This is a genomic window from Ensifer sp. NM-2, assembly GCF_003024455.1.
In the GTDB taxonomy this organism is placed as follows: Bacteria; Pseudomonadota; Alphaproteobacteria; order Rhizobiales; family Rhizobiaceae; genus Ensifer; species Ensifer canadensis.
This window is the reverse complement of record NZ_PVZR01000010.1, coordinates 20336-34721: the sequence shown is the minus strand read 5'-3', so window position 1 is coordinate 34721 and position 14386 is coordinate 20336. Positions and strand designations below refer to the sequence as shown.

Here is a 14386-nt window from a genome sequence, read left to right as displayed (position 1 = left end):
CAACCTCGCAAAAGGACGGGGTCAAACCGGTAACATCAGCCGGCTTCGCCATCGCCCTGGGCGGCAATATCGAATTTGCGCATCTTGAGGTAGAGCGTCTTGCGGGAGATGCCGAGCGCATCGGCCGTCGCGCCGACGCGGCCGTCGTGCCTGGCGAGGCTGTCGAGAAGGATGGCGCGCTCGAGGCGGTCCATCTGCACCTCCAACGTCTCGCCGCCTGCCGCTGCCCGGTCGATATCGGAGCGGTCTTCAAGCCCGAGCACGAAGCGCTCCGCGACGTTGCGCAGTTCGCGAACGTTGCCCGGCCATGACCTGCCATTGAGTTCGGCCAGAAGTTCGGCGCTCACCCGCGGCGGGGTGCGGCCCTGTCGTTTGGCGGCGAGGCCGAGGAAATGCTGGAACAAGAGGCCGACGTCGCCCTTGCGTTGCGCCAGTGACGGCAGCTCCACACGGGCGATGTCGAGGCGGTAGGCAAGGTCTTCACGGAAATCGCCCTTTTTGGCCGCCGCATGCAGATCCGCCTTGGTCGCCGCCACGACGCGCATGTCAACCGGCAGCTCGACGTTGGAGCCGAGCCGTTCGATGACGCGCTCCTGCAGTACGCGCAGCAGCCGCACCTGGGCGGCAAGCGGCATCGATTCGATCTCGTCGAGAAACAGCGTACCACCGTCGGCATACTCGATCTTGCCGATGCGCTTCTCGCGCGCACCGGTAAAGGCCCCGGCCTCATGGCCGAAGAGTTCGGATTCCAGCATGGTTTCGGGAATGGCGCCGCAATTGACGGCGACGAAACGCCCCTTGCGCCCGCTGAAATCGTGCAGCGCGCGCGCCGTCACTTCCTTGCCTGTGCCGGTATCGCCGATGATGAGCGCGTCGGTTGTCGCGGCCGCGATGCGCTTGAGTTTCTCCCGCAGCGCAACCATCGGTCCGGAATGTCCGATCAGGCGCGTTTCCCAACCGTCGTCGTCCACCGACAGCCGCAGCCGCCGGTTTTCGAGAAGCAGGCGGCGATGGTCGCGGGCGCGGCGTACGGTTTCGATGAGATGCATCGGATCGGCGGGCTTCTCCAGAAAATCCCAGGCGCCGTCGCGCATGGCGCGAAGCGCCATCGGGATATCGCCGTGCCCGGACATCAGGATGATCGGGATCTCCTGGTCGATCTTGCGCACGGCGGCGACCAGATCGAAGCCATCGTGATCCGGCATGCGCACGTCGGAAACGATAACGGCGCGGCTGTCGGCGCGAAGGCCGGCGAGCGCCGATGTCACCGAGCCGTGCGGCGATACGCTGAGGTCTTCCAGTTCGAGCACCTGACAGCAGGCTTCAAGCACGCTGGCATCGTCGTCGATCAGGATGATATCCGGGTCCAACGTCATTCCGGGCCTTTCAAGGATACGAGGAATTGCGTGCCGTCCGCACTGGTTTCAAGGATCGATATCTCGCCACCGAAATCCTTGACGATGTTGTAGGAAATGGAGAGGCCAAGTCCGAGGCCGGAACCGACCGGCTTGGTGGTGAAGAAGGGATCGAAAACCGCGCCGACATCGGCAGCAGCAATACCGGTTCCGCTATCGCCGACGACAAGGCGGGCATCGGTACCGACCCTTTCGATCATTGCGTTTACCTGGCGAACGGGCCTGTCTTTAACGGCATCCAAGGCGTTGCCGATGAGATTGACCGCCACCTGTTCGAGCCGCACCGGTTCGGCCATGACAAGGACTGCGGCGCCTTCCGGCAGGCGCAGTTGTATTTCGACAGCCTCTTCCTCGAACCGATGTTCGAGCAGGCTGAGCGCGTCGCGGACCGCCGCGGTGAGATCGACGGGCCGCAGCTGCGCGTCGGGCCGGCGGGCAAAGCGACGGATATGGCTGATCTGGTCGGCCATGCGCCCCGTCAGTCCCTTCATCTTGTCGAGATTGAGCAATGCTTGATCGCCCTTGTCTCGCCCGATCAGAGTGGTGGCGCTATGGATATGCGCCCGAAGGGCTGCCAGCGGCTGGTTGAGCTCGTGGCCGATGCCGGCCGCCATCTGCCCGAGAGCCGCGAGCTTTGCCGACTGGATCAACTCGTCGCGCGTCTGGCGGAAAAGTACCAGCGCATGGGCGAGATCGCCGAGCTCGTCGGCCTCGGGTGCGGGGATCGCGGTTGCCGGACGCCCGCTGCTGATCGCGCCGGCGGCTGCCGAAAGAAGCCGGATGCGTGTGAGCAGATTGCGGTAGACGTAGAAGAAGCCGATCGCAGACGCGAGCAGCACCGAAAGAATGGCGATGGCGACGAGCAGGCTGCGCCCCGTTTCGATAGCCGCAGCGGCCCGTTGGGCGGCGGCGGCGGCGCTGGCCTCGATCGTCACGACTTCCGTTTCGATCCGGCGCCCCAGGTCCTCGACGAGGCGGCCGTTTTCGCCGGCAAGTTCGGAGAGCTTTGCCGCCTCGATCATTTCCGAGCGCTTGCGGTTGGGAATGCCCGTCAGAACGTCGGACTGGTCGAGAATGCGGCGTGCCAGTTGGCGAACGGTGATGCTATCAGGCCAGTTATCGAGGCTGGCGATGCGGCTGGCGAGTTCGTCGGCGCTGTCACCGAGGAAGGCATTGGTTTCCTGAATTTCCTCTTGCGTGGTGGCGTTGACGAGCCGGCCGATCAGCCCGGTTGCCAGGTTCGCTTGCGACACGGCCGTCAGCAACGCCTCGCTCTTTTGCTGCTCCGCAAGTGCGGCCGCCCCGTTTCCGTTGCGCGTCTCGGCTTCGATGTTGAAGCGAATGTCGTCGACGAGCGGATCGGCCTCCTCGAGGAGATCGGCCTGGACCCACCGCAGTTCGTCGGTATCGGAGCGCATCGCTTCGCGAAGTGTAAAGCGCTTGCCGGCGGCAAGGTCGATCTTGTCGAGGTTTTCGCCGATCGCTTCCGCCAGCGGCAGCAGATCGGTCGCATCCGACTTTGTGCCGCTTTCCCCAAGCAGCGAGCGCAGTGTGGTCAGGCGCGCCGCGTAGCTGCTGCGGATCTCGTTGTACTCGGCACGTGTCTCAGCGCCTGCGAGAACCGTCGTCACCGAACCGATGTCGGCACCCGCCTTCGACAGTCTCGAGGCGAAGGCGAGTTGCGGCATCTGGTCTTCCGCGATCCGCGACAGTTCACCGGACAGACGCTCGTAGGAGAGCCAGCCGACAAGGCAGGCGCCGACGGCGAGGCCGACGATCGCGACGAAGGCAAGGACCAGGCGCGCGCCGATGCCGAAGCGCCAGCGGCGCATCCCGGCAGCAGGGTCTAACGATTGGCCCATCACTGCCGCCATGGCTGCAGATCTGTCGCCGGTCGCCCGACGGAGGAGAGCAGCATTTCGGCCGTCGCCAGGTTCCGCTCGATGGTGGCGCGCAGCCGCTGCGTCAGTGCGGTATGCGCCGGCGAGCGGGCAATGCTGCGCGGCCACTCGGCCTTCAGGGCTTCGTCGGCGTTTTCCACATCGCTGGCCGAAAGCGGCGGCGTGCCCAGCAGACGCCGGGCTCTCGCAAGCGTGCTGCGCTGCTGCGCGTCCTCGATTTCGATCGCTTCCAGATCCGTCACCCTTTTCCAGAGCCGGGCAAGCGTCGCCCGGCGGCGCACGATATAGTCGTCGAAGATCAGGTTGACGAGACCGTACCTTCGAGCAGACAACGCCGCGTCGAAACCGCCGTATTTCAACAGGCCGTCATCACTCTCTTGGGGCAGTAGTCCCTTGTTGAGCGCCGGGTTGAGAGGAATGCGGGCGACGGCGGGCAGCAACAGCACCTTCTGGCCGTCTTCAGACAGAACGAAATCGATGAAGCGCTCGGCGGCGGAAACATTGCGCGCCCGGGAGAGGATCGCGATGCTGGCCGGCACGAACACGGTATCGGGCGGCAGGATGAACACATTGCCGGCGTCGGCGAATTCTGGCGCATTGGCGAGGAAATCGATGGTGATGCCGATGCTGAAGCGCCTTTGGGCGACACCGGACGCAACGCCGAAACTGCGCGCGGTAACCGTCGATAGATTGCCGCCGAGCTGGGACAGCATCGCCCAGCCCTTTTCCCATCCATAGGTCTGCAGCAAGGCCTCGACGATCAGATGCGTCGTGCCCGACCGTGACGGCGTGGTGATGCCGATCTGGCCGGAATAGATGGGGTTCAGCAGGTCCTGCCAGTCCCGCGGCACCGGCAGCTTGTTCTGGGCGAGGTAGGACTGATTGTAGACGAAGCCGTAACCGGAGAGCGCAAAGCCGAGATAGTAACCCTCGGGATCGTTGACCGGGTAACCGAAGACTTTTTCAGCCGCGCCCGTGTGGCGCGGCGCAATCGGGCGCAGTTCGCCGCTGCGCTTCAAGAGTTCGAAAGCATCGGTCGCCGAGGCCCAGAATATGTCGGCCGGCACATCGGCTTTCTCCATGACGAAGCGCGTCGCGCTTGCCGTGTTGCGCTGAACGATCGACGTGCGGATATCGGGATTGGCCTTCTCGAACGCCCGGCGAAACGGCTCAAAAAAGGATGGCGGGTAGGAGGTGACAACCACCAGGTCCCGTTTTTCGGCTGCCTGCGCAGCGATCACGGGCATGCTGAGGCCGGCAAAAGCCAGCAGTTGCAATGCCGCAAGAATGACGAAACGGAACTTCAACACTGCATGCCACCACGACCAGCGCCTGCTTCTTCTTAAAAAAAAGCTGCCGCGGTCCCCCCCTCATTATCGCCATCCCGGCGGGTTGATCCCGCCATCGGCCGACGGTTTACTCTGCTACGAAGACCGTGTCGCCGTAAACCCCGGGGCGTCTTGTACACTGTTGCAAGCAAGCCGCACCGGTTGCACTTTGGCGGCATGGCTAGATTTCCTCGCTTGGCGGTTGCGGGCGATTCGCCTATAAGTCGATTTCCGGCAACAGATCAGGGAGGTTTCAGATGCCAGCTTATTCTTTCTCCCTACGGGGCGGCGTACAGTTCTGAACGAGACGCTGGGGGGCTTCGGGCTCTTTAGCAGTTGCAAGTCAGGACCTTTCTCGCTGACTTTGGTCTTCCCTCGATGCGGAAGCTACCAATCCATTGATGCCGATCGGAAAACAGTTTCCCTTTCTCGGCATGTTTCATTGACCTGAATTTTGAGGCCAATGCTCCAGGCATTGGGCAATCGTTATGGCTTTTACTCGTTTCGCCTTGCGCGGCGGTGCGTTCCGCAGCGTTCTCGGTTTCACCTGGGTTCATTGGAAGCGCCAGCCGCTTCGCCTTGCCTTCATCCTCGGTGCCGTCCTGTTTTCGACGCTCGCGGATGTCCTGACGCCACTTTACTCCGGTCGGCTGGTCGACGCGGTCGTGACCGGTGCTGCCTCCGACCAGGTGGCCTGGGACGCGGCCCTTGCGGCATTCTGGACGATGATGGCGCTGTCGCTCGGTGCCATCATTTTCCGGCATGTCACCTTCATGGGTGTCGTCGACCTGACGCTCAGGATGATGTCCGACATTGCCTCGGCGGCCTTCTTCCGCATCCAGCGCTTCTCGTCCGACTGGCATGCCAACAGCTTTGCCGGCTCGACGGTGCGCAAGGTGACGCGCGGCATGTGGGCGCTGGACCTGTTGAACGACACGCTGCTGATCGCGTTGTTTCCGTCGATCATCATGCTGGTCGGCTCGACCGCTTTGATGGCGTGGTACTGGCCGATGATGGGTGTCATCATCGGCGTGGGCTCGCTTGTCTTCATCGCTGCGACGGTCACGTTGTCGCTCGGCTACGTCGCGCCGATGGCACGCCTGGCCAACAGCTGGGATACCAAGCTCGGCGGTTCGCTTGCCGATGCCGTCAGCTGCAACAACGTTGTCAAAGGCTTCGGGGCCGAAAAGCGCGAGGATGCGCGGCTGGTCAAGGTGCTGGCCAAATGGCGGGACCGCACGGGCCGGACCTGGGTCCGCGGAACGGTGAACGGTACGACGCAGGGTGCCCTGCTGCTCGTTCTTAGGGCGGCGGTCATCGGCTTTGCACTGTTTCTCTGGTCGCGCGGGCAGGCAACAGCCGGTGATATCACCTTCGTGTTGACCTCCTTCTTCATCCTGCAGGGCTACCTGCGTGAAGTGGGCATGCACATCCGCAACCTGCAGCGGTCCGTCAACGATATGGAAGAGCTGGTCGACATCCACGCCCAGCCGCTCGGTATCGAAGACAAGGCCGAAGCAAAGCCGATCCGCATCACCGACGGTCGCATCGAATTCAACGATGTGACCTTCCACTACGGCGCCCATCGCAAGCCGCTCTATGATCGGTTCTCGGTGACGATCCCGGCGGGCGAGCGTGTCGGCCTTGTTGGACATTCCGGCTCGGGCAAGACGACCTTCGTCAAGCTGATCCAGCGCCTGCATGACCTGAAGTCCGGCCAGATCCGGATCGACGGTCAGGATATCGCCGGCGTTGCCCAGGCTTCGTTGCGCCAGCAGATCGCGATCGTCCAGCAGGAACCGATCCTGTTCCACCGCTCGCTTGCGGAGAACATCGCCTATGCCCGGCCGACGGCCACGCAAGCGGAGATCGAAAAAGCCGCAAGGCTTGCGAGCGCTCACGACTTCATCACGGGCCTGCCGAAAGGCTACGGCACGCTGGTGGGCGAACGCGGGGTCAAGCTGTCGGGCGGCGAACGCCAGCGCATCGCCATCGCCCGGGCCTTCCTGGCGGATGCACCGATCCTCATTCTGGACGAGGCGACGTCGAGCCTCGATTCGGAATCGGAAGTGCTGATCCAGCAGGCGATGGAGCGATTGATGCTGGGTCGCACCACCCTGGTGATCGCGCACAGGCTGTCGACAGTGCGCGCGCTTGACCGTTTGCTGGTGTTCAGCCACGGCCGGATCGCGGAAGAAGGTACGCACGAGGCGCTCATCCGTCTCGACGGCGGCATCTATCGCGGGCTGTTCGAGCGCCAGGCGCTGGAACTGACCAAGGGCCTGGTGCTCAACGACAGCTGATATCGGGCGCGAGCCGCAAATGCCGAAATGCAAGGACGCCGGTACCCGAGTGTGCCGGCGTCTTGCGTTTCACTATCTATCATCGGGTGGCAAGAGCGATCGCTGGCTGCAACCGGATGACGTCTGCCTACCGTTGAAGCCAGGCCACGATGCCGCGCGCCGCAGCGCGACCCGTCGCGAAACAGGCCGTCAGTAGGTAACCGCCGGTCGGCGCTTCCCAATCGACCATCTCGCCGGCGACGAAAATACCCGGCAGTGCCTTCAGCATATAGGCGTCATCCATGGCGTTCCACCGCACGCCGCCTGCCGTTGAGATCGCTTCGGCGATCGGGCGGGGCCGTACGACGGTGATCGGCAGAGCCTTGATGAGGTTGGCAAGTGCTTTCGGGTCAGACCGGGAGGCGTCGGGAACAATTTCGCGCAGCAAGGCCGATTTGACACCCTCCAGCCCCGCGCCTTTGCGCAGGCGATTGGAGAAGCTCATCTTGCCGTCTTGGCGCGCCAAGTCCTTGGCCAGCCGTTCGACCGTTCGTCCCGGAGCAAGATCGATTGACAATGCCGCAGAGCGCTGCATCTCCAGACGGTCGCGCAAATGCGCCGCATGGGCATAGACGAGGCTGCCCTCAATACCGTGACGGGTGATGACGAATTCGCCGGGGATCGTGCCTGCCTCTGAAGTCGCCGTCACCGATTTCAGCGCTTCGCCGGCAAAGCGCTCACGGAACGCATCGCTCCAGTCGACATCGAAGCCACAATTGGCTGGGCGGAAGTCGGTGACATCGACGCCGGCGTCTCTCAGAGCCGTCGCCCATCCGGCGTCCGACCCGAGGCGCGGGTAGCTTGCCCCGCCGAGTGCGAGAAGCGTGGCATCGCTGTGGACGGTCTTATGCCCATCCGGCGTGTCGAAGGTCAGTGTCTGACCGGCAAAGCCAGTCCATCGGTGCCGCGTCAGGATCCGCACGCCCTGCGCCTCAAGCCTCTTGATCCAGGCGCGCAGCAGCGGTGAGGCCTTCATCGCCTTCGGAAATACCCGGCCGGACGAGCCGACGAAGGTTTCGGTCCCGAGACCTTCCGCCCAGACGCGCACGTCCGCGGGCGTGAAAGCGTCGAGTGCCGGGCGCAACTGTTGCGACGCGGCGCCGAAGCGATCGGCAAAGCGCTCGAAATCCTCGGAATGGGTGATATTGAGGCCGGACTTGCCGGCAAGCAGAAACTTGCGCGCAACGGTCGGCATGCTGTCGTAGACCGTCACCGAATGGTTCTGCATAGACAGGATCTCTGCCGCCATCAGCCCGCTCGGCCCGCCGCCGATGATCGCGATTTCGCTTCGTTTCATGTGCCCGTCCGGCGTCCGATTCCGTTACGGGGACTCTTGGCCCGTCACGGCGCCTCGCGCAAGGCGGGGCGAAGGGCGCGCTTCAATGCCTGCTCGCGGCGTTCAGACGTTTCTCGAGCCAGATGCTGTAGCGCGAGCCGGCAAAGCAGATGATGAAATAGACCGCGGCGGCGAAGACATAGGCTTCGGTATAGAAGCCGAGCCAGGTCGGATCCGTGGCCGAGGTCCTTGCCGCATTCAAGAGGTCGTAGATGCCGATCACCGCCAAAAGCGACGTGTTGAGCACGATGCCGATCGAAAGATTGACGATCGCCGGGATGACGGCGCGAAGCGCCTGGGGAAGGACAACGAGGCGGATCGTCTGGACATAGCCCAGACCAAGGGAAAGTGCTGCCTCCCGCTGGCCCCACGGCACCACCTGTAGGCCGGCGCGGATGACTTCGGCGAGATAGGCCGAGAAGAACAGCGTTACGCCGATCTGTGCGCGCAACAACTTGTCGATGGCGGCCCCGCTCGGCAGGGCGAGCGGAACGATCAGCATGGCGACATAGAGCACTGCTATCATCGGCACCCCGCGCAGCGTCTCGATAAAGGTGATCGCTAGCGTCCGGACGATCCCCATGCTCGATTGTCGGGCAAGAGCCAGCAGGAGCGCGATCGGGAATGCGAAGGCGAGGCCGGCGATCGAGACGACCAGCGTGATCGGCAGCCCGCCCCAATTGTTGGTCGACACCACTGGTGGCGTCAACGTTCCCGCCATCAAAAGCCAGCTCAAGACGAGTGCGGCGATCCACAGCGGCACAAGCCGGAAACTCCAGAACCGCGGTAGGGCGGATAGCACCAGTAGGGCGAGCACGGTTACAACCACAAGGGCGGGGCGCCATTGCAGCACCGGTGGAAAGAACGCGAAGAGGATGAAACGCAGCTTGGCGCCGATGAAAGCCCAGCAGGCGCCGACCCCGTCAACCGCACAATCTGTCGCGGTTCCCGTCCATACCGCATCGAAAATTGCCCAACGGAGGAAAGGTTGGAGAAACCAGACAAAGACGCCGAGGGTAGCGAGCGTGATGAGGCTGTTACCCCAACCGCCGAAGAGGCCGCTTCGCCAGCGATGCCAGTCCGGCGCAACAGGTGGTGGCAGTTCGATATGGCTCATCGCCGTGTCTCCCCGCGAAGGACAATGCGGCTGTTGTAGAAGTTCATCAGTGCCGACACCGAGAGGCTCAGGGTGAGATAGACGGCGGCGATGATGCAGATCGCTTCCAGCGCCTGGCCGGTGGTGTTGGCGGTGGTGTTGGCGACGCTGACGATATCGGGATAGCCGATCGCCACCGCGAGGCTGGAATTCTTGGTGAGGTCGAGAAAGCTTGAGATCATCAACGGCGTGATGACACGCAACGCCTGCGGCAAGACGACGAGACGCATGATCTGCGCCGGCTTCAGGCCCAGCGCACGCGCCGCTTCCCATTGGCCCGATTTTACCGACTGGATGCCGCTCCGCACGATTTCGGAGATCGAGGCGGACGCGTTGACGACCAAGCCGATCAAGAGCGCGAAGAATTCCGGCGTCAGCGACAGGCCGCCCTTGATATTGAAGCCGCCCTTGGCTGGCAGATCGATGGTGGCAGCGAGGCCGAAAGAGGTGAGCGCGAGCGTGCAGACGACCAGCGAACCGAACACGGTCATGGTTGCCTTCGGCATATAGAAGGTCGCACCTGTCAGCAGGCGCCGGGCGAGCGACAGCGACGCGTAAGCCGTCAACAGGATGGCCGGCAGCCAGATCGCCCAGGAGAGGCCGTGTAGCGAAATGGACGGGACATAGACACCGCGATTGCTGAGATAGACGCTTTCCAGGAAGAGATAGGCGCCGCGCGGCGGCGGTAGCGCATGGATGATCGCGCTCCAGAGGAAGAGCTGCAGCAGCAGCGGCGTGTTGCGCAGCAGTTCGACATAGGCATGAACGAAGGTTGCCAGCAACAGGTTACCCGACAGCCGGGCGATGCCAAGGGCAACGCCAAGAAACGTGGCGAGCACACAGCCGACGACGGCGACCTTGACGGTGTTGGCTAGGCCCGCCGCAAGCGCGCGGGCGTAGGTGTCTCCCGCCGAATAGGGAAGCACGGTTTCGCCGATTTCGAAATTCGCCTGATGGAAGAGAAAGCCGAAACCCGGAGTGAGGCCCATGCGTTGCATGCTGTCGACGGTGTTGGAGCCGAAGAGCGCAAAGATCCCCAGCACGCCGATAAACAGGACGATCTGTTGAAAGGGCGAGGGGCCGAGCCAGGTGCGCAACCGCGAGGGAAGTCCGGGCCCTAGCGGGCCCGGTTGAAGAGTGGATGTCATCGCAGATACCGGCAAAGGCTCAACGGAACGGCGGCGAATAGAGTAGGCCGCCGGCGGTCCAGGGCTGGTTGTAGCCGCGATCGAAATTGAGCGGCGTGCCCTTGCCGACGTTGCGGTCGAAGATCTCGCCGTAGTTTCCGACCGCCTTGACGATGTTATAGGCGAACTTCGGGTCAAGCCCGATGGCTTCGCCGAGCGACGGATCAACGCCGAGGAAGCGCTTGATGCCCGGATCTTCGCTCGTAAGGAAACTGTCGACATTCTTCTGGGTGATGCCGAACTCTTCCGCCTGGATCGTGGCGTAGACGGTCCAGTTGACGATCTCCAGCCACTGGTCGTCGCCGGCGCGAATGGCCGGTGCGAGTGGTTCCTTCGACAGGCGCTCTGGCAGAAGGACATAGTCGTCCGGCTTGGAAAGCTGCGTGCGCTTGGCGGCAAGGTCGGTCGCATCCTGGGTCAGCGCATCGACGCGACCGGAATCGAGTGCCTTCAGGAATTCGCCGGTCTCTTCGATCGTCACAGGCGTAAAGGTCTTGCCGGTCTTCCGGAAGAAATCGGCGATGTTGAGTTCGCCGGTCGTGCCGCTCTGGACCCCGATCGTCGCTCCGTCGAGCTCCTCGCCCTTGCCGACACCAAGATCCTTGCGCACCAGCAGGCCCTGGCCGTCATAGAAGACCACCGGGCCGAAATGGAAGCCGAGCTTGAACGCTCTGGTCACTGTCTGGGTCACGCCGGAGAGCAGGATGTCGAATTCGCCCGATTGCAGGGCGGGGAGGCGCTGCTGCGGCGAGGAGTTGGTGAACTCGACTTTCTCGGTGTCGTTGAAGACGGTGACTGCGAGCGCGCGACCGAAATCGACGAAGAAACCCTGCCAGCGGCCGCTGCTATCCGGCGTGAAGAAGCCGGGCGTGGTGCCGACGCCCACCTTGATGAGCCCGCGTGCCTTGATCTTGTCGAGGGTCTCGCCCGCAAGGGCGGAGGAGGCGATCAGGGCTGCCGTCAGGGCCGCCGTGGCTGTAAATGCCTTTGTGAAAAATCTGCTGCCGATAGAATTTCGCTGCATGAAGAGGCTCCTGGCCATGGTGTTCGTCCGTCGCGCCGCCCGACAAATCCCGGGCCGCGACTGCCTTTATTTTTTAAATCTATAGAAAATATAGAATAGAGATGATTATGCGGAATATCTGCCATTTCGGGAAGAAATTTCTCGCCTTTCAGTGTCGGTGAAATGATTTCGATAGTTGCTGGGCCTTAACCTCGCAAAGACATTCGCACTGACTGGCTGTGTGCTCAGCTCATGATGGCCCCGCGCATTTTCTTCGGGTGACGGATGATTTTTCGTTCACCGCTGTGCGCATCTTGACCGGGCCAGGCTACGACCGGTCAAGTCTCCGGTTTGTGTGTGCTTTATTGCGGCCACTTGTTGAGATGTGCCGAAGCACCTAGCTTCCGCCCATGTGGTCCATTATCTCGTAAGCGATGCAGCTGTTTTCAGAAAAATGGTGGGAGAAGATCAGATGGGGCACGCCGACCTCGGTGGCTCTGCACCTGCTTGTCATCGCTCTGCTGCTGATCCAACTGCCGAAGGAAACGCCCAAACCGCAGGGCGAGCAGAGCATCAACGTCGAACTCGTCTCTCCACCGCAGCCCAAGCAGCAAGAGAAGCCCAAGCAGGAGGCTCAGCCGAAGAAGGAACAGCCGAAGCCACAACCGGCTCCCTCTCGTCAGCAGCCACAGGCCTTCGAGTCGGCTGCGGCCAAGATCAAGCAGGAGGCTAAAGCTGCTCAGCTTCCGCCCACTGCGAAGGCCGAGAAGAAGGATGTGGTGAACCAGCCGAAGAAGGCAGAGGCGGCCGACGCCGCCACGAAGAAGGTGGAGAAAGAGGAGGCGCAGGCGCAGAAGCAACCGGAGACGGAAAAGCCGACACCGCAGCAGCTTGCCGTCCTGTCGACCCCTGCCAACGGCGATAATAGTGCTGCTGAGAAGAAGCCGGCTGCCGAGGCGGATGAGAAGAAGCCGGCTGCCGAGGCGGATGCCGAGAAGGCGGTGTCCAAAGCCGATTCGGTGCCGGTGCGCAAACCTGCCGACGACAAGGAGAAAAGTGACGAGACGGAAGGCGAGGCCGAAGCGACGGCGAAGTTGCCGTCCGACCGGTTTGTCAAGGCCGAGGAGCTTTTTTCGGCGAAGTCGATCGCCGATCCGCGCGTTAAGCAGGCGATGGGCCAACTTCCGGTCAAGAAGCGTATCCTCCAACTCTGCAACATCGAAGCCCTGGAGCAGATCCGCCATCAGCGGCCGGAGGACTTTCCTGATATACTCGTGCCCTTCGGGCCATCTGGCGGGTTCATCGGCAAGGAGCAGATCGACGCAAGCGGCGGCGCCTATCGCAGCAAGGGCAATTGGTACGACGTCGACTTCAAATGCAAGGTCGATCTCGAGACGGTCGAGGTCACATCTTTCAGCTTCGCCATCGGCAACATCGTTCCGAAAACGGCTTGGAAGAGCCGCCGTCTGCCGCCCAACTGAGCCGATCTTCGAGCCGCCCGTGCTCTGCAACGCGAGACGTCCGGTCGTCTTGCGGACTTCTCATAGAACTATTCCATTTTTGCGATGCCGTTTTGTCGCAGGGCAGAGTAGCTTCCAGCCAAATAGGGCGACGGTCGTTTGCGGCGGATCGCCACTTGGCAAAATGGGGAAAAGGCTACATGTCGGCAAACACGCGCCAAAGGCTTCGCGACCTCGGATTCCGCCCAGGCGTATATGAAACCGGCTCGTTGAACGCGATTACCGACGTTGCCGGTGTAGCCGTTGGCCACGCGACTGTGGTCGAGGGCGACAGGATCCGCACGGGCGCGACTGCTATCCTTCCCCACCAGGGCAATCTGTTTCAGGACAAGGTGCCGGCGGCGCTGGCGGTCCTGAACGGCTTCGGCAAATTCGTAGGTTCGACCCAGATCGCCGAGTTGGGCGAGCTCGAAACGCCAGTTGTTCTGACCAATACGCTCGCAACCGGGCGGGCGATCGAGGCGATCAACCGTTTTACGCTGGCCCAGCCGGGCAACGAAAAGGTTGTGTCGCTCAACGCCGTCGTCGGAGAGACCAATGACTCCAGACTGAACGATATCCGCGCCGGCCGCCCGACGATCGATGAGATCGGCAAGGCAATTGCCGCGGCGGCGCCCGGTCCGGTCGAAGAGGGCGCCATCGGCGCCGGCACCGGCACGGTGGCCTTCGGTCTCAAGGGCGGGATCGGCACCAGTTCGCGCCGCGTCAAGGCGGCAGGCGAAACCTTCACAGTCGGCGTGCTGGTGCAGTCCAATTATGGCGGCCGGCTGCTGATTTGCGGGCATCCCTATGATGCGCCGTCGGGACATGATCGCGACGGCTCAATCGTCATCGTCGTCGCCACCGACGCGCCGTTGTCGGCGCGCAGCCTCGAACGGCTGGCCGAGCGCGCCTTTGGCGGCCTCTCCCGCACCGGTGCCGCCCTCAGCAATGGATCCGGCGACTATGCGCTGGCATTCTCCACCGCGGAAGCTGTCCGCCGGACGCGCGAGCGGCGCACAGCGATCTCCAGCTACCCCGACCTGCCGAACGACCTGATCTCGCCGCTGTTCGAGGCGACGATCGAGGCGACAGAAGAGGCGATCCTCAATTCGCTGGTCACGGCGCAATCCACAAGCGGTTTCAATGCGGCCACCGGCAAGGTGAGTTCGGTTGAGGCGATTTCGCTCGTCCGCCTCGCAGCCCTCAAAGCCTAATT

10 protein-coding genes are annotated in these 14386 nt (G+C 62.7%); 3 read left to right on the top strand and 7 right to left on the bottom strand.

Annotated features, from left to right (window positions below):
* Positions 1-35: 35 nt before the first annotated feature.
* The 3 genes from C6558_RS20050 to C6558_RS20040 are packed head-to-tail and all read right to left on the bottom strand — an operon-like array spanning position 36 to position 4626.
* Positions 36-1376 carry a sigma-54 dependent transcriptional regulator gene (locus C6558_RS20050; RefSeq protein WP_025428383.1) on the bottom strand — a complete coding sequence of 447 codons (1341 nt, stop codon included), beginning with the start codon at positions 1374-1376 and terminating at the stop codon, positions 36-38.
* Positions 1373-3277, bottom strand: a complete 1905-nt coding sequence (locus tag C6558_RS20045; protein ID WP_245449187.1) for an ATP-binding protein — start codon at positions 3275-3277, stop codon at positions 1373-1375. Before C6558_RS20045 ends, C6558_RS20050 begins: the two co-directional genes overlap by 4 nt.
* Positions 3277-4626 carry an ABC transporter substrate-binding protein gene (locus C6558_RS20040; RefSeq protein ID WP_146160897.1) on the bottom strand — a complete coding sequence of 450 codons (1350 nt, stop codon included), beginning with the start codon at positions 4624-4626 and terminating at the stop codon, positions 3277-3279. The genes C6558_RS20045 and C6558_RS20040 overlap by 1 nt, the downstream gene beginning before the upstream one ends.
* A gap of 506 nt (positions 4627-5132) precedes the next feature.
* Here C6558_RS20040 and C6558_RS20035 point away from each other — a divergent pair.
* On the top strand, positions 5133-6947 hold the full coding sequence (locus C6558_RS20035) for an ABC transporter ATP-binding protein (protein WP_107027628.1): 1815 nt from the start codon (positions 5133-5135) through the stop codon (positions 6945-6947).
* Positions 6948-7074: 127 nt separating this feature from the next.
* Here C6558_RS20035 and C6558_RS20030 read toward each other — a convergent pair whose 3' ends face one another.
* The 4 genes from C6558_RS20030 to C6558_RS20015 form a co-directional block, all read right to left on the bottom strand.
* On the bottom strand, positions 7075-8283 hold the full coding sequence (locus C6558_RS20030) for a TIGR03862 family flavoprotein (protein WP_107027627.1): 1209 nt from the start codon (positions 8281-8283) through the stop codon (positions 7075-7077).
* A gap of 82 nt (positions 8284-8365) precedes the next feature.
* Entirely contained in the window at positions 8366-9439 is a 1074-nt protein-coding gene (locus C6558_RS20025) for an amino acid ABC transporter permease (protein ID WP_107027626.1), read from the bottom strand.
* Positions 9436-10626: an amino acid ABC transporter permease gene (locus C6558_RS20020; protein WP_084815192.1), complete on the bottom strand. Its 1191-nt coding sequence runs from the start codon at positions 10624-10626 to the stop codon at positions 9436-9438. Before C6558_RS20020 ends, C6558_RS20025 begins: the two co-directional genes overlap by 4 nt.
* A 19-nt stretch (positions 10627-10645) precedes the next feature.
* Entirely contained in the window at positions 10646-11689 is a 1044-nt protein-coding gene (locus C6558_RS20015; protein ID WP_038577778.1) for an amino acid ABC transporter substrate-binding protein, read from the bottom strand.
* Between the two features lie 413 nt (positions 11690-12102).
* On the opposite strand from C6558_RS20015, the gene C6558_RS20010 reads away from it, so the two are divergent.
* Complete coding sequence (locus C6558_RS20010; RefSeq protein ID WP_025428391.1) at positions 12103-13149, top strand: DUF930 domain-containing protein; 1047 nt, start codon at positions 12103-12105, stop codon at positions 13147-13149.
* A gap of 179 nt (positions 13150-13328) precedes the next feature.
* Positions 13329-14384, top strand: a complete 1056-nt coding sequence (locus C6558_RS20005; RefSeq protein ID WP_025428392.1) for a P1 family peptidase — start codon at positions 13329-13331, stop codon at positions 14382-14384.
* Positions 14385-14386: the final 2 nt, after the last annotated feature.